Here is a 14,771-nt window from a genome sequence, read left to right as displayed (position 1 = left end):
ATGCCGACCGCCATGAAAATCGCCATCATCGACGACGAAAAGGATATGCGCCAGTCGATCAGCCAATGGCTGGCCCTGTCGGGATACGACACCGAGGCGTTCCCCTCCGCGGAAGAGGCGCTCAAGGTGCTGGGGCCGGATTATCCCGGCATCGTCGTCACCGACATCAAGATGCCCGGCATGGACGGGATGCAGTTCCTGAAGAAGCTGATGGGCAGCGACAGCTCTCTGCCCGTGATCATGATCACCGGCCACGGCGACGTGCCCATGGCGGTCGAGGCGATGCGGGTCGGGGCTTATGACTTCCTCGAAAAGCCATTCAATCCCGACCGGATGAACGAGCTGGCCAAACGCGCCACGAACGCTCGCCGCATGGTGCTAGACAGCCGCGCGTTGCGGCGCGAGCTTTCCGATGGCGGTCAGCTGATGAAGAAACTCATCGGCGCCTCGCCGGTGATGGAGCGCCTCAAGGAAGACATCCTCGACCTCGGGCAGGCCGACGGCCATGTCCTGATCGAGGGCGAGACCGGCACCGGCAAGACCCTCGTGGCCCACGCCCTGCACGCCGTTGGCGCCCGCGCGGGCAAGAAATTCGTCCTTATCTCCTGCTCGGGCATCGAGGAAGACGCCCTGATGAAGCGCCTCTTCGGCCCGATGCAGCCCGAGGACACGCGCCTGCCTGCGGTGGAAGAGGCTCGCGGCGGTACGCTCGTGCTGGAAGATATCGAGAAACTCAGCGATGCCGCGCAGGCCAAGCTGCTGTCCTTCGTCAACGAGGAAGGCACCCCGCCGGAAACCCGGGTCGTGGCGATCTCCAACATGCAGGAACAGGACCGCACCTGCGAGGATGCGCTGCGCTCGGACCTGTTCTATCGCCTCGGCGCGCTGCGTATCACGGTGCCGCCCCTGCGCCAGCGCGGTGAGGATATCCTGACGCTCTTCACCCGCTTCTCGGATGCCTTCGCCGATGATTACGGCTGCGAGGCGCCACAGGTCTCCGCCCAGGAAGCCGCGCAACTCTTGCAGGCCCCGTGGCCCGGCAACGTGCGCCAGCTGATCAACATCGCCGAACGCGCCGTGCTGCAATCGCGCCGCGGCTCGGGCACCATCGCCTCGCTGCTGATGTCCGACCATCAGGACATGCAGCCGGTGATGACGACCGAGGGCAAGCCGCTCAAGGAATATGTCGAGGCGTTCGAGCGCATGCTGATCGACAACACCATGCGCCGCCACAAGGGCTCGATCGCCTCGGTGATGGACGAGCTTTGCTTGCCGCGCCGCACCCTGAACGAGAAGATGGCAAAATACGGCCTGCAACGCTCGGACTACCTCTAACCGGCTGGAACCGGGTCAAAGCCCGCGCGTTTCTCCTGCGACACACAAAGGAGAGCAGCATGACCCGTACAGCAATCATCACCGGCGCCGGCTCGGGCATCGGCGCCGCCACCGCCAAACGCTTTGCCGATGACGGCTGGAATGTCGTCCTGAACGGCCGCACCCGAGACAAGCTTGACGCCGTCGCGGCCGAACTGCCGGAAATGGGCGTCCGGGTCGTCGACGGCGACGTCTCCAAACCCGACGATGCCGAGCGGCTGGTCACCGAAGCCGTCGAAAGCTTCGGCGGCCTCACCTGCGTCGTCAACAACGCCGGCATCGCGCGTGGCGGGGCGCCCGGCGACCTCAGCTTCGAGGATTTCAACGCCCAGATGAACATCAATGCCGGCGGCGTCTTCAACTGCGTGACCGCGGCCCTGCCGGAACTGAAAAAGGCCGATGGCGCGTGCATCGTCAACACGTCCTCGGTGTCCGGCCTTGGCGGCGACTGGACGATGTTCGGCTACAATGCCTCCAAGGGCGCGGTCAGCAACATGACCCGCGCCATGGCTCTGGACCTCGCGCCGGACATCCGCGTCAACGCCGTGGCCCCGTCGCTGACCCGCACGGACATGTCCTCGGGCATCCGCGACGACGAGAGTCTGATGGCGCGCTTCAAGGACCGCATCCCGATGGGCCGCGCCGCCGAACCCGAAGATGTCGCAAGCGTCATCGCCTTTCTGGCCTCGCATGACGCGGGCTTCGTGAACGGCGTGGTGCTGCCCGTGGATGGCGGGCTATCGGCCTCGAACGGTCAGCCGAACTTCGCTGCCTGACCGGCTACCACCCACGCGCCCCTTGCGCCGCGTGGGTGGTGTTTTCCTGTGGATGCTTTCCTCCCGCGCGCCGTAGCGCCGGCCCGAATTGCAACGCAGGCACGATTACCCATTGTCTTTTACCGTCTTCCGCCCTTAATTAGGAGATATGCTCCACCAATTGTGGACCATTCCAGAGTTTCGCTGCTTCAGGCCCAGGAACGGGTGGTGAGGCAACCGATTGGGTCCCCCGAGGGACCACGAGACGCCGGCACATCTCAAGGGATGATGCGGCACATGAACGGGGGCAGGGGGCCGAGGTCCCGCAGCCCTGGAGAAGAACCGCGATGACGCGCGCGAGAACATCGACGTTCCAGTGCAAGACCCGATCCGGTCGGGCCTTCCGCGCGTCGCATATCGCTCGAAAAAGACACGACCAACGCACGCTCGCTCCCCCCGGGGGCTGGCGGCCTTTGTCGTGCAACGGACATACATGGCCAAGAAAATGCTTATCGATGCCACCCACGCGGAGGAAACCCGCGTCGTGGTGGTCGACGGAAACAAGGTCGAGGAATTCGACTTTGAATCGGAAAACAAGCGCCAGCTAGCTGGCAACATCTATCTCGCAAAGGTCACAAGGGTCGAACCGTCACTTCAGGCGGCCTTCGTCGATTACGGCGGCAACCGCCACGGTTTCCTCGCCTTTTCGGAGATCCACCCCGATTACTACCAGATCCCCGTGGCCGACCGCGAGGCGCTGCTGGAAGAGGAGCGCGCCTACGCCGAGGCGATGAAGGCGCGAGACGAGGAAGAGGACAAACCCAAGCCCAAGCGCAGCCGCCGGCGGCGCTCGTCCAAGGCGGCCGAGGCCGACAACGGCGATTCCGTCGCCAAGTCGGATATCGACGGCATGGAAACCATCGACCTTGACGACGAGGCGGCGAATGACGACGAAGGTCTGTCGCCGATGGAAACCGTGGCCGAAACCCCGGTCGAGGAACCGCAGGACGACGACACCACCGAGGCCGCCACGAAAGAGGCGGACGAGGGCAAGGACGACGCTGACGACCACGGCGAGGATGACGACGACACGTCCAAACGCTCCGATGCGTCCTCCAAGGACGAGTCCATCGAGTCGGTCGCCGATGACGACGACCACGAGGATATCCGCCCGCCGCGCAAACCGCGCCCGCGCCGCTACAAGATCCAGGAAGTCATCAAGGTCCGCCAGATCCTGCTGGTGCAGGTCGTCAAGGAAGAGCGCGGCAACAAGGGCGCGGCGCTGACCACGTATCTCTCGCTCGCCGGCCGCTACTGCGTGTTGATGCCCAACACCGCCCGTGGCGGCGGCATCAGCCGCAAGATCACCAACGCCACGGACCGCAAGAAACTGAAAGAGATCGCCAACGAGATCGACGTGCCCCAGGGCGCGGGCCTGATCGTGCGCACGGCGGGCGCCAAGCGCACCAAGTCCGAGATCAAGCGCGACTACGAGTACCTGCAACGCCTGTGGGAGCAGATCCGCGAACTGACGCTGAAATCCATCGCGCCGGCCAAGATCTACGAAGAGGGCGACCTGATCAAACGCTCGATCCGCGACCTCTACAACCGCGAGATCGACGAGGTCCATGTCGAGGGCGAGCGCGGCTACCGCATCGCCAAGGACTTCATGAAGATGATCATGCCGTCCCACGCCAAGAACGTGAAGCAGTACACCGATACCCTGCCGCTCTTCGCGCGCTACCAGGTGGAATCGTACCTCGCGGGCATGTTCAACCCCACGGTCCAGCTCAAATCCGGCGGCTACATCGTGATCGGCGTGACCGAGGCGCTGGTGGCCATCGACGTCAACTCCGGCCGCGCCACCAAGGAAGGCTCGATCGAGGACACCGCGCTCAAGACCAACCTGGAGGCCGCCGACGAAGTCGCCCGCCAGCTGCGCCTGCGCGACCTTGCGGGCCTGATCGTGATCGACTTCATCGACATGGACGAGCGCAAGAACAACGCCGCCGTCGAGAAGCGCATGAAGGACCGGCTCAAGACCGACCGCGCCCGCATCCAGGTGGGCCGCATCTCGGGCTTCGGCCTGATGGAAATGTCGCGCCAGCGCCTGCGCCCCGGCATGCTCGAGGCCACGACCCAGCCGTGCCCCTCCTGCCACGGCACCGGCCTGATCCGCTCGGACGACAGCATGGCGCTCTCCATCCTGCGCCAGATCGAAGAGGAAGGCACCCGCGGACGCTCCCGCGAGGTGCTGGTGAAATGCCCCGTGGCCATCGCCAACTTCCTGATCAACCAGAAACGCGAGCACGTCGCACAGATCGAGGGCCGCTACGGTTTGTCGGTGCGGATCGAGGGCGACCCGACGCTGGTCAGCCCCGACTTCACGCTCGAAAAGTTCAAGACAGCCTCCCGCGTGGTGAAACAGACCTCCGCCGCCGTGGTGTCGGTCGACAGCTCGCTGATGGACGATATCGACGACGCTGCCGACGCCGAGACGCCCGATCCCGCCGAGGCCCCGCCCGCGCCCGAGAACGAGGGCAATGACGGGGGCAACAACGGCGGCAATGACGGGGGCGACGGCCAACCCAAGAAAAAGCGCCGCCGCCGGCGTCGCCGCTCGCGCTCGAAATCCGGGAATGGCGAGAACGGCCAGAACCAGAACGGCGATCAGCAGGAGAACGGTCAGCCCTCCGGCGACGGCCCGTCCGACCAAAAGAACGAGACGCCGAAGGACGACACACCGGCAGAACCCGTTGCAGCAGAGTCCCAAAACGTCTCCGAAGAGGCGCCGAAAGAGGACAAGCCCAAGCGCGTCAGCCGCTCGCGCAAGAAAAAGACCGACGACGCGCCCAAGGAAGAGGCAGCCGCCGAGACCCCGTCCGAGACGGCCGAGGCCACGCCGGAGGACAAACCTGCGGAGAAGCCGAAGCCCAAGCCGCGCTCGCGCAAGAAAAAGGAAGAGCCCGCGCCAGAGGCGGCCGCAGAGGCAGCGCCCGAACCCGCGGCGGAGCCCGCACCCGAGGCTGCCGAAGCCGCACCCGAGCCAGAGGCCAAACCGGCCCGCAAACGCGCTCCGCGCAAGAAGCCCGAGCCGGTCGCCGCCGAGGCCACCGACACGGCCGAGACCGCTACGCCCGAGCCGGCCGAGGACAAGCCCAAGCGCAAGGGCTGGTGGTCGTTCGGCAGCTAGGTCGCTCTGACATAAACATGAAACGCCGGGGCAGGACCCCGGCGTTTTTGGTTTCATTCTCACGCATCCAGTAGCGATCACGCGACTTTGCACACGCTGTCCCGGGCTTGACCCGGGACCTCGAACCGTAGAGATCCCGGATCAGGTCCGGGATGAGCGCCGGCAGATCCCGGCGCTCACTCCTCCGCCTCATCCACCGGCACGTACAAATCCCCGCCTTCGCGGAACTTGGCGGCCATCTTCTCCATCCCTTCCTTCTGCGCCTCGGCGCGGATGTCATGGCTGATCCGCATCGAGCAGAATTTCGGCCCGCACATCGAACAGAAATGCGCCACCTTGTGCGCTTCCTTGGGCAAGGTCTGGTCGTGGAACTCCCGCGCGGTTTCCGGGTCCAGCGACAGGTTGAACTGGTCCTCCCAGCGGAACTCGAACCGCGCGCGGCTCAGCGCATCGTCGCGCCGCTGCGCGCCGGGCAGGCCCTTGGCGAGGTCGGCGGCATGGGCCGCGATCTTGTAGGTGATCACCCCTGTTTTCACGTCGTCCCGGTCGGGCAGGCCCAGGTGCTCCTTGGGCGTCACGTAGCACAGCATCGCGCAGCCGAACCACCCGATCATCGCCGCCCCGATCCCGCTGGTGATATGGTCATACCCCGGCGCGATATCCGTGGTCAGCGGTCCAAGCGTATAGAACGGCGCCTCGTGGCAGCACTCCAATTGCTTGTCCATGTTCTCCTTGATCTTGTGCATGGCCACGTGGCCCGGCCCCTCGATCATCACCTGGCAATCCTTGGCCCAGGCGATCTTGGTCAGTTCCCCCAGAGTCTCCAGCTCGACGAACTGCGCCTCGTCATTGGCATCCGCGATGGACCCGGGCCGCAGCCCGTCACCAAGGCTGAACGACACGTCATAGGCCCGGCAAATGTCGCAGATCTCCTCGAAATGCTCATACAGGAACGACTCGCGGTGATGATGCAGGCACCACTTGGCCATGATCGACCCGCCGCGCGACACGATGCCTGTCACCCGGTCCACCGTCATCGGCACCATGTGCAGGCGCACGCCGGCGTGGATGGTAAAGTAATCCACGCCCTGTTCCGCCTGCTCGATCAGCGTGTCGCGAAACACCTCCCAGGTCAGGTCCTCGGCGATGCCGTTCACCTTCTCCAGCGCCTGGTAAATCGGCACGGTCCCGATCGGCACGGGGGAATTGCGGATGATCCATTCGCGCGTGTTGTGGATGTTGCGGCCCGTGGAAAGGTCCATGACCGTGTCCGCGCCCCAGCGGATCGCCCAAACCAGCTTGTCCACTTCCTCTTCCATCGAGGAGGTCACGGCGGAGGTGCCCATGTTGGCGTTGATCTTCACCAGGAAATTGCGCCCGATGATCATCGGCTCGGATTCGGGGTGGTTGATGTTGGCCGGGATGATCGCCCGGCCCGCCGCCACCTCGTCGCGCACGAATTCCGGCGTCACATAGTCGGGGATATTGGCGCCCCAGTCATTGCCGTCGCGCGCCTCGGCCACGGCCTCGCGCATCTGGTTCTCGCGAATGGCGATGAACTCCATCTCCGGCGTCACCACGCCCGCCCGCGCATAGGCCAGCTGCGTGACCGCCTTGCCATCTTTTGCCCGCATCGGTGCGGCGATATTGGGAAATTCTGGCGTCAGGCGGTCGCCTTCGACGAAACCGTTATCCTCGGGCTTTACATGACGGCCCTCGTATTCCTCGACATCGCCGCGAGCCTCGATCCACTCGCGGCGCAGGCGGAGCAGGCCCTCGCGGATATCGGTCAACACGTTCGGGTCGGTATAGGGCCCTGAACTGTCATAGACGGGCAGGGGCTCTTCGCCGGACGTGGGATGCACGGAAATCTCGCGCATCGGCACGCGGATATCGGGGTGTTGCGTGCCTTTCACGTAGATCTTGCGTGACGCGGGCAGCTCGCCCGTGGTGATCTTGGGATTGGGTACGTTCATTTTGGCGCTCCTCAAGCGGTTACTCGAAAAGACACCAGATGAGGCGTGGCTTGAGGGAAACGCGGGGGCGATGCGCCCCGTCTTCGGAAAACAGTGCCCGGACGTCCGGGAATGCGATCCTAGCTTCCTACGCCAGTGTCAACTGGGTCAGGTTCAAAGGGTCGCGTCACCGGGCATATGCCCTGTCAGCCTCTCAGTCCCCTGGGCGGGACCCCCCTGCGTAAGCGCAGGCTAGCGAAGCGCCGCCGTCATTTCAACGGCCAATCGGGAAAAGTCTCGGGCGGTGCGGATCAGACCGGCACATCGTCGTAATTGCGCCGGGTCGTCGGGGCGGTGTCCTTGATATCCACCTTCATCGCAACGCCCATCATCTCCATCATCCGCCGCGTTTCTTCGGTATAGTCCGTGAACGCCTTCTTCATGAAATCGCTTTGAACCTGCATCAGCTCCTGCGGCGTTTTGCAGGCCAGCATCGCGCGCTGCGCCTCCAGATCCTTCTCCAGCCGTTCGGACATGAAGCGCATGCTTTCCTGAACCATGTCGAACCATGCGGTCATCGCCACAGGGCTGAACGCCGCCATCGCGGCCACCATGCCGGCATTGGCCTGGTAGGTCGTGTCCGGGGTTTCGGTTGTTTTCTTCGTAGATCTGGCCATCTGCGCCACTCCTTCCGAGCTTCGGCAAAGCCCGCGGCGGGGCGGTCTTTGCGGGAACGTCTTCCGATCTGGCACTACACACCGAAACACGCGCCTTGCGCCATTCGGGACGGTAACAATTATATGACGTGGCTCATCCGAGGTACAGCGCAACCGGCCTGCTGCCCCTCGCGCCGTTGTCGCACCCCCGTGCGCCTCAGCCCTTGCGCACCCGGTAAAGCGTCACCACCCCGTCCTCGACCGTCTCGATCAGTTCGTGCCCCGCCTCGGCACAGAAATGCGGCACGTCGATCACCGCCGCCGGGTCATCCGCCCGCAGCACGATCACATCACCACTGGCCAGCGGCTTCATCCGCTTGCGCAGCTTCAGCACGGGCAGGGGGCACAAGAGCCCCACGGCGTCGATGGTCTCAGGTTCGCTCATGCGACCGGAGGTAGTCCAACCGTTACAGCCTGTCCACCGAGATGTGACCGCGCTGTGACGCCGCGCCGCGTGACGCCCTCCGCGTTTTGCACTAGACGAAAGGCATGTTCGGAATCGATCTCATAGACGCCACCCTGATCCCCGCCATGGCCATCGCGCTCGTGGCCGGCGTTTTCTCGTTTCTCAGCCCCTGCGTGCTGCCCATCGTGCCGCCCTACCTGGCCTACATGAGCGGCGTCACCGTGACCGACCTCCAGTCCGAGCGCCGCACGCGCAACAAGGCGATCCTGCCCGCGCTTTTCTTCGTGCTGGGCCTGTCGACCGTTTTCCTGTTCCTCGGCTTTGCGGCCTCGACCTTTGGCCGCGCCTTCCTGCAATACCAGGATTACTTCAACACCGCCGCCGGCCTCATCGTCATGATCTTCGGCCTGCATTTCCTCGGGATCTTCCGCATCGGCATCATGGACCGCGAGGCGCGCCTCGACGTGGGCGACAAGGGCGGCACCACGTTCGGGGCCTATATCCTCGGCCTCGCCTTTGCCTTCGGCTGGACGCCCTGCATAGGGCCGCAGCTGGGCGCGATCCTGTCTCTGGCGGCGTCCGAAGCCTCCGTCACGCGCGGCACGCTTCTTCTGGCGGTCTACGCGGCGGGGCTCGGCATCCCCTTCCTTCTGGTCGCCGCGTTCCTGCCGCGCCTGACCGGGCTGATGAACTGGATGAAACGCCACATGGACCAGATCGAGCGCATCATGGGCCTGCTCCTCTGGACCATTGGCCTGCTGATGCTGACGGGTGGTTTCGCCGCCTTCTCCTACTGGCTGCTCGAGATGTTCCCGGCCCTCGCGCTGGTCGGCTAAAGTCTTACTCTCGCCCCAATAATGGGCTACGCTCTTGCAAAGAAGAGGCCAAGACAGGTCTGGCATGAGCAGCCCCACCCACGCCCCCGTCACCCGTCGCCGGGTGTTCTACATTCCGGGATACGATCCCATTCATCCCCGCCGCTACCGCGAGCTCTACCGCAAGGAGGGCGCGGAGCAGGCGGGCCTCTCGGGCTATGACCTCGCCCTGTCGGCCCGCAAAACTCAAGGCCGCTACGGCTGGCAGGTAGACGCGACCATAGAGGGCCAGGCAGTCCATACCGAGTTCGACGTGCTGGTCTGGTCCGACATCGTCCGCGACAGCATGGAGCGCGGCATCGCCGGGACCTACCTGCAACTCATCCGCACCGCCTGGACCTATATCGCCTCGGGCGCGCTGTTCCGCCTGATGCGCCTGCGCAAGGGGCCGGTCATTGCCGCGCTCTACCCGGTGGGCTTCCTGGTCGTGCAACTGGTGCTGGCCCTCGCGCTGGCCTTTGGCCTGTGGTCCGCCATCGTCTGGACATGGGAAACGCTCTTTCGGCCTCCGGACCAGTTGTTCTCCGATGCCTTCGTCTATGTCCTTTACGGCAGCATTCCGGTCGCGCTTCTGGCAGGCTACGCGCTGCTGCGCTGGTTCAAGGCCCGCGACAACAAGCTTTTCGCCTATTACCTCATGCACGACTACGCCTATTCGGCCCAGTCCAAGGGCGCCAACCCGCCCAAGTTGGAGGCGCGGATGGCCCAGTTCACCGACGAGATCGCCGCCGCATTGACCCGCGACGTGGACGAGGTCCTCGTCGTCGGCCACTCCTCCGGCGCCCATCTCGGCGTCTCCATCCTCGCAGATCTCATCCGGGCAGGCCGCGTGCCGGAAAACGGCCCGACACTCTCGTTCCTCACGCTGGGGCAGGTCGTCCCGATGGTGTCCTTTCTCAAGGAGGCCCACCGCCTCCGCGCCGACCTGCACTACCTCTCGACCCGCGAGGAACTCGCCTGGGTCGACGTCACCGCCCCCGGCGACGGCTGCGCCTTCGCGCTTTGCGATCCGGTCGCCGTCTCCGGCGTCGCCCCCAAGAATCAGCGCTGGCCCCTGATCCTCTCGGCCGCCTTCACCCAAACCCTCAGCCCGGCACGTTGGAAGGCCCTGCGCTGGCGCTTCTTTCGGCTGCATTTCCAGTATCTCTGCGCCTTCGACCGCCCCGGCGACTACGATTATTTCCAGATCACCGCCGGCCCGCAGACCTTGGGCCACCGCTACACCGACCGCGCCCCGTCGCCCAGCCGCATCACCCGCGCCACCTCCCGCTTCACGAGCATGGCGGCATGAGCCAACCGCCCAAGCCGCCCGCGCGCGAGGGCCGCGTTTCGCTCTGGCGCTACATGCGGCTTTTCCGGGCCGACATCCTCTCGGCCCAGCCCGCGCGGCTGTACCGCGCCTGGATGGCCGAATTCCGCACGCCGTTCTTCCGCTCCTACCTCTGCAACCAGCCCGAGCTTGTCGACCTTGTGCTCAAGGAACGCCCCGACGATTTCCCGAAATCCGACCGCGTGCGCGAAGGCCTCACGCCGCTCCTGGGCAATTCCGTCTTCGTCACCAACGGCGAGACATGGAAACGCCAGCGCCGCATCATCGACCCGGCCTTCGAGGGAGGGCGCCTGCGCGATACCTTCCCCGCCATGCTGGCGGCGGGGCAGGGCGCCGTGGCGCGCCTCGCCGATCACGCCACCGGCCAGCCCGTTGAGATCGAGGCCGAAACCAGCCACGTCGCCGCCGACGTAATCTTCCGCACGCTCTTCTCGATCCCGATCGAGGACGAGATCGCCACCCGTGTCTTCAACGAGTTCCGCGAACACCAGCGCACCCAGCCGATGCTGAACCTGGCCGCCTTCCTGCCACTGCCGCGCTGGTTCCCGCGCTTTCACCGCCGCCGGACCAAGGCGACGGCGCGCACGATCCGCGACCTGATCACCCGCCTGACAACCCGCCGGATGGACGAGATTGCGGCGGGCACCGCGCCCGACGATCTTGCCACCAAGATCATGACCACCACCGACCCCGAAACCGGCGGCCGCTTCGACACGCCCGAGATGGTCGACCAGGTGGCGATCTTCTTTCTCGCCGGGCACGAGACGTCGGCCTCGGCCCTTGCCTGGGCGCTCTATCTATTGGCGATGCACCCCGACTGGCAGGAACGTCTGGCGTCGGAGGCGCAAGAGGTTCTGACAGAGGGCAGCATGGCGTTCTCGGACATGGGCAAACTGCGCCTCTCGCGCGATGTCTTTCGCGAAACCCTGCGCCTGTATCCGCCCGTGCCGATGATGGTCCGTGAGGCCGCCTGTCCTGAAACCTTCCGCGACCGGCAGGTCCCGAAAGGCAGCCAGATCGTCCTCAGCCCGTGGCACCAGCACCGCCACGAACGGCTCTGGGACCGCCCGGACGACTTCGACCCTGCGCGCTTTGGCACCGAGAACGGACGGGCCTGTCTGCGCAACGCCTACATGCCGTTCTCTGCCGGACAGCGCGTCTGCACCGGCGCCGGGTTCGCCATGATCGAGGGGCCGCTGCTCCTGTCGATGATGGTTGCCGTTTACCGGTTCGAACTCGTTCCGGAGCGTCCCGCCATGCCGGTGGCGCACCTGACGGTGCGCGGCAAGGACGGCATCTGGCTCAAGGTCACGCCGCGCTAGGGGCCGGGGCAAATCTTTTCAAAAAAGATTTGCCAAAAGCTTTCTCAAAGCTTTTGGCGCTCAACACCAAACCGACACCCGCTCGTTATTGCAGAAGATGACAACCTGTCCCGCGTTCTCGACCGCATGGTATCCCCGCCGCCCGATCTCGCGCCGGAATCGGTCTCTGCCCACGATCCTCTCGATGTCGCGAACGCTGCGCCGGACGACACCGCCTTCCCGAGCGGCTTTCGCGTCGAAGATTTTGCGCATCCAAATGTCGGCGGGCAGGAGAAAGCGAAGCTCTGACATGGGCTCATGCTGGCCCAAACATAGTTAATACTGGGTAAAAAAGGCGCGGTCTCTTAATCCGGTCTCTTGCAAGAAACGACACCGACGCGATGCCACCCGGATACCGACGCAATACCGACGCGCCATTTTGGGCTGCGGGGCCGGGTTAACTTTTGTCCCGGTAATGCCGCAGCACGTATAGCCGGATCGCAGAGGCCAGCCCCATGTCCACGCCCCGCGCCTCGTCGATCCGCGCGGCCAACACGTTGACGGGCACATCTTCTTTCGCCGCTATCTCTCTGAAACACTTCCAGAATTCGTCTTCCAGCGAGACGCTGGTCCGATGCCCGCGCAGCGTGAGCGACCGTTTGACCGGCCGGCTCACTCTTCGTCCAGGCGATGCTGCCGCAGCGCGTCCCGCGCCTTTTCCGCCCGCGCTGCGTCGATCTCTCTCTCGACCTTCGTGCGTCCGAATTTCACAGCGTTTTCATCAGCTTGTGATCGCTTCTTCGCGTTATTCTTCGCCTTCCGAATGCGGTTGAGATTGACGATCTCGCTCATGCGTCTTTCGGGCCTATCATTTCCTCGGGCCGAACCACCTCGTCAAAGGTCTTCTCATCCACGAACCCAAGGGAAATTGCCTCTTCTTTCAAGGTGGTACCGTTCTTGTGCGCCGTCTTGGCGACCTTGGTGGCGTTGTCATATCCAATGGTCGGCGCCAGTGCGGTCACGAGCATCAGGCTTTCCTTCATCAGCTTGTCGATCCGAGGCTCATTGGCCTCGATGCCCAGCAGCATACGTTCCGTGAAGCTGTCCGCGGCGTCACCCAAAAGCTGTATGGATTGCAACAGGTTATAGGACATCATCGGGTTGTAGACATTGAGCTCGAAATGCCCCTGGCTCCCGGCGAACTTGATCGCGGCGTCGTTGCCCATCACGTGGGCCGCCACCTGCGTCAACGCCTCGGCCTGTGTCGGGTTCACCTTGCCCGGCATGATCGACGAGCCGGGCTCATTCTCCGGCAGGATCAACTCTCCCAGGCCAGATCGCGGACCTGAGCCCAAGAACCGGATATCATTGGCAATTTTGTAGCAGCTTCCCGCAACGGTCGCGATTGCTCCGGACAGGAACACCATCGCATCATGCGCGGCCAGCGCCTCGAACTTGTTGGGCGCGGTGACAAAGGGCAGACCTGTGATCTCGGCCATATTCGCCGCCACCGCTTCACCCCAGCCCTTGCGGGTGTTGAGCCCGGTTCCCACGGCGGTGCCACCCTGGGCAAGTTCGTGGATGCCCGGAAGGCCGGACTCGATGCGCTGGATCCCCATGCGGATTTGATGCGCGTAGCCTGAGAATTCCTGACCCAGTGTCAGTGGCGTCGCATCCTGCGTATGGGTGCGACCGATCTTGATGATGTCTTTGAATTCATTAGACTTCTGTTCTAGCGCTTCTGCCAGCTTTAGAAGCCCCGGAAGCAGGACGTCACGCACCGACATGGCTGTCGCGATATGCATCGCGGTCGGGAAGGTGTCGTTCGAGGATTGCCCCATATTGCAATGATCGTTGGGGTGCACCGGGTCCTTGCTGCCTATCTCGCCACCGAGGATCTCGATGGCGCGATTGGCGATTACCTCGTTGGAATTCATGTTCGACTGTGTGCCGGATCCCGTCTGCCATACCGCCAGCGGGAAATGGTCGTCCAGCTTGCCCTCGACCACTTCGCCCGCCGCCTCGATGATCGCGTCGGCCAGCTTCGCGTCCAGCACGCCCGCCTCCTTGTTGGCCATGGCGCAGGCCTTCTTGATCACTCCCAGCGCACGGACGATTGCCACCGGCTGTTTTTCCCAGCCAATGGGGAAGTTCATCAACGAGCGCTGCGTCTGCGCGCCCCAATATTTGTCTGCCGGAACCTCCAGCGGGCCGAAACTGTCGGATTCTGTACGAGTGGCGGTCATTGCGGAGTCTCCTGGAAGTTCGTTTGGCGCTTCATATCCGACCGGGTGGAAATATCAACGCTGCATACAGCAGAATACCGTACGCACGTGTCAGCCGACGTTACTTGCGGAAACTATCGAGGCTGACCACGTCGGCATCGCGCGGCTTGGTCGTGTCCTCGGCCTCGATGTCATGCTCATCCAGCGCCGCCTCGTCGCTGGCCTCTTCCTCGTCATCCTCCTCGGCCTCGTCCTGCGATTCGAAGCGCAGGCCGAACTCCACCGAAGGATCGACGAAGGTCTGGATCGCATCGTAGGGGATGTAGAGCGTCTCGGGGCTGTCGCCGAAGTTGAGCGTAACGGTGAATCCCTCGTCGGTGACGTCGAGATTGTCGAACCAGTGTTGCATCACGACCGTCATCTCGTTCGGGTAGCGTTCGCGCAGCCAATCGGCCAACTCAGCCTCCGGGTGGGTCGTTTCGAAAGTGATGAAGAAATGATGTGCGCCCGGCAGCCCGTTGTCGCGCACATCGCACAATACTTCCTGGATCAGGCCGCGCATGGCCCGGTGCATCAGTTTTCCGTAATCGATTGAATGCGGCATCTTCATCCCCGAACCTTTCGATTTTCACAATAAGGGA

Annotated in this window: 13 protein-coding genes; 6 read left to right on the top strand and 7 right to left on the bottom strand. The window is 64.0% G+C overall.

Annotated elements, in window-relative coordinates; all coding sequences use genetic code 11:
* The 3 genes from PVV74_RS01275 (at nt 1) to PVV74_RS01265 (ending at nt 5,322) form a co-directional block, all read left to right on the top strand.
* On the top strand, nt 1-1,335 hold the full coding sequence (locus PVV74_RS01275) for a sigma-54-dependent transcriptional regulator (RefSeq protein ID WP_103761391.1): 1,335 nt from the start codon (nt 1-3) through the stop codon (nt 1,333-1,335).
* Between the two features lie 59 nt (nt 1,336-1,394).
* Nucleotides 1,395-2,150 (top strand): SDR family NAD(P)-dependent oxidoreductase, encoded by a 756-nt coding sequence (locus PVV74_RS01270; RefSeq protein WP_274591957.1) that lies wholly within the window; start codon nt 1,395-1,397, stop codon nt 2,148-2,150.
* Between the two features lie 472 nt (nt 2,151-2,622).
* The gene (locus PVV74_RS01265; RefSeq protein ID WP_274591956.1) at nt 2,623-5,322 is read left to right on the top strand and encodes an Rne/Rng family ribonuclease; all 2,700 of its coding nucleotides are present in this window, start codon (nt 2,623-2,625) and stop codon (nt 5,320-5,322) included.
* A 176-nt stretch (nt 5,323-5,498) separates the two neighbouring features.
* Here the strand turns inward: PVV74_RS01265 and thiC are convergent, their stop codons facing one another.
* The 3 genes from thiC to PVV74_RS01250 form a co-directional block, all read right to left on the bottom strand.
* Entirely contained in the window at nt 5,499-7,298 is a 1,800-nt protein-coding gene (thiC, locus tag PVV74_RS01260; protein WP_274591955.1) for a phosphomethylpyrimidine synthase ThiC, read from the bottom strand.
* A gap of 290 nt (nt 7,299-7,588) precedes the next feature.
* Complete coding sequence (locus tag PVV74_RS01255) at nt 7,589-7,954, bottom strand: phasin family protein (protein ID WP_274591954.1); 366 nt, start codon at nt 7,952-7,954, stop codon at nt 7,589-7,591.
* A gap of 196 nt (nt 7,955-8,150) precedes the next feature.
* Nucleotides 8,151-8,378 (bottom strand): sulfurtransferase TusA family protein, encoded by a 228-nt coding sequence (locus tag PVV74_RS01250; RefSeq protein ID WP_103761386.1) that lies wholly within the window; start codon nt 8,376-8,378, stop codon nt 8,151-8,153.
* Between the two features lie 104 nt (nt 8,379-8,482).
* Between PVV74_RS01250 and PVV74_RS01245 the strand changes: the two genes are divergently transcribed.
* The 3 genes from PVV74_RS01245 (at nt 8,483) to PVV74_RS01235 (ending at nt 11,926) form a co-directional block, all read left to right on the top strand.
* Nucleotides 8,483-9,235: a cytochrome c biogenesis CcdA family protein gene (locus PVV74_RS01245; RefSeq protein ID WP_103761385.1), complete on the top strand. Its 753-nt coding sequence runs from the start codon at nt 8,483-8,485 to the stop codon at nt 9,233-9,235.
* A gap of 64 nt (nt 9,236-9,299) precedes the next feature.
* Complete coding sequence (locus tag PVV74_RS01240; protein ID WP_274591953.1) at nt 9,300-10,565, top strand: hypothetical protein; 1,266 nt, start codon at nt 9,300-9,302, stop codon at nt 10,563-10,565.
* Nucleotides 10,562-11,926, top strand: coding sequence for a cytochrome P450 (locus PVV74_RS01235; RefSeq protein WP_274591952.1), 1,365 nt, complete (start codon nt 10,562-10,564; stop codon nt 11,924-11,926). Before PVV74_RS01240 ends, PVV74_RS01235 begins: the two co-directional genes overlap by 4 nt.
* Before the next feature lie 436 nt (nt 11,927-12,362).
* Here the strand turns inward: PVV74_RS01235 and PVV74_RS01225 are convergent, their stop codons facing one another.
* From PVV74_RS01225 to PVV74_RS01210, 4 genes are all read right to left on the bottom strand, one after another.
* A complete protein-coding gene (locus PVV74_RS01225) occupies nt 12,363-12,581 on the bottom strand; it encodes a ribbon-helix-helix domain-containing protein (protein WP_274591950.1) in 219 nt (72 codons plus the stop codon).
* On the bottom strand, nt 12,578-12,757 hold the full coding sequence (locus PVV74_RS01220; RefSeq protein ID WP_274591949.1) for a DUF4169 family protein: 180 nt from the start codon (nt 12,755-12,757) through the stop codon (nt 12,578-12,580). The genes PVV74_RS01225 and PVV74_RS01220 overlap by 4 nt, the downstream gene beginning before the upstream one ends.
* Complete coding sequence (gene fumC / locus PVV74_RS01215; RefSeq protein WP_274591948.1) at nt 12,754-14,151, bottom strand: class II fumarate hydratase; 1,398 nt, start codon at nt 14,149-14,151, stop codon at nt 12,754-12,756. Before fumC ends, PVV74_RS01220 begins: the two co-directional genes overlap by 4 nt.
* A gap of 100 nt (nt 14,152-14,251) precedes the next feature.
* Nucleotides 14,252-14,734: an SspB family protein gene (locus tag PVV74_RS01210; RefSeq protein ID WP_103761870.1), complete on the bottom strand. Its 483-nt coding sequence runs from the start codon at nt 14,732-14,734 to the stop codon at nt 14,252-14,254.
* Nucleotides 14,735-14,771: the final 37 nt, after the last annotated feature.

Origin of the sequence: Roseovarius sp. SK2 (genome assembly GCF_028807495.1) — a bacterium.
In the GTDB taxonomy this organism is placed as follows: Bacteria; Pseudomonadota; Alphaproteobacteria; order Rhodobacterales; family Rhodobacteraceae; genus Roseovarius; species Roseovarius confluentis.
The sequence above is the reverse complement of the archived record's forward strand: the minus strand, read 5'-3'. Positions and strand labels throughout refer to the sequence as shown.

Bases quoted from the DNA above. Each gene is read 5' to 3' on its own strand.
- PVV74_RS01255 (WP_274591954.1), bottom strand. From the start codon at position 7,954: ATGGCCAGATCTACGAAGAAAACAACCGAAACCCCGGACACGACCTAC.
- PVV74_RS01210 (WP_103761870.1), bottom strand. From the start codon at position 14,734: ATGCCGCATTCAATCGATTACGGAAAACTGATGCACCGGGCCATGCGC.
- PVV74_RS01265 (WP_274591956.1), top strand. From the start codon at position 2,623: ATGGCCAAGAAAATGCTTATCGATGCCACCCACGCGGAGGAAACCCGC.
- PVV74_RS01275 (WP_103761391.1), top strand. From the start codon at position 1: ATGCCGACCGCCATGAAAATCGCCATCATCGACGACGAAAAGGATATG.
- thiC (WP_274591955.1), bottom strand. From the start codon at position 7,298: ATGAACGTACCCAATCCCAAGATCACCACGGGCGAGCTGCCCGCGTCA.
- PVV74_RS01240 (WP_274591953.1), top strand. From the start codon at position 9,300: ATGAGCAGCCCCACCCACGCCCCCGTCACCCGTCGCCGGGTGTTCTAC.
- PVV74_RS01220 (WP_274591949.1), bottom strand. From the start codon at position 12,757: ATGAGCGAGATCGTCAATCTCAACCGCATTCGGAAGGCGAAGAATAAC.
- PVV74_RS01235 (WP_274591952.1), top strand. From the start codon at position 10,562: ATGAGCCAACCGCCCAAGCCGCCCGCGCGCGAGGGCCGCGTTTCGCTC.
- PVV74_RS01250 (WP_103761386.1), bottom strand. From the start codon at position 8,378: ATGAGCGAACCTGAGACCATCGACGCCGTGGGGCTCTTGTGCCCCCTG.
- PVV74_RS01245 (WP_103761385.1), top strand. From the start codon at position 8,483: ATGTTCGGAATCGATCTCATAGACGCCACCCTGATCCCCGCCATGGCC.
- fumC (WP_274591948.1), bottom strand. From the start codon at position 14,151: ATGACCGCCACTCGTACAGAATCCGACAGTTTCGGCCCGCTGGAGGTT.
- PVV74_RS01270 (WP_274591957.1), top strand. From the start codon at position 1,395: ATGACCCGTACAGCAATCATCACCGGCGCCGGCTCGGGCATCGGCGCC.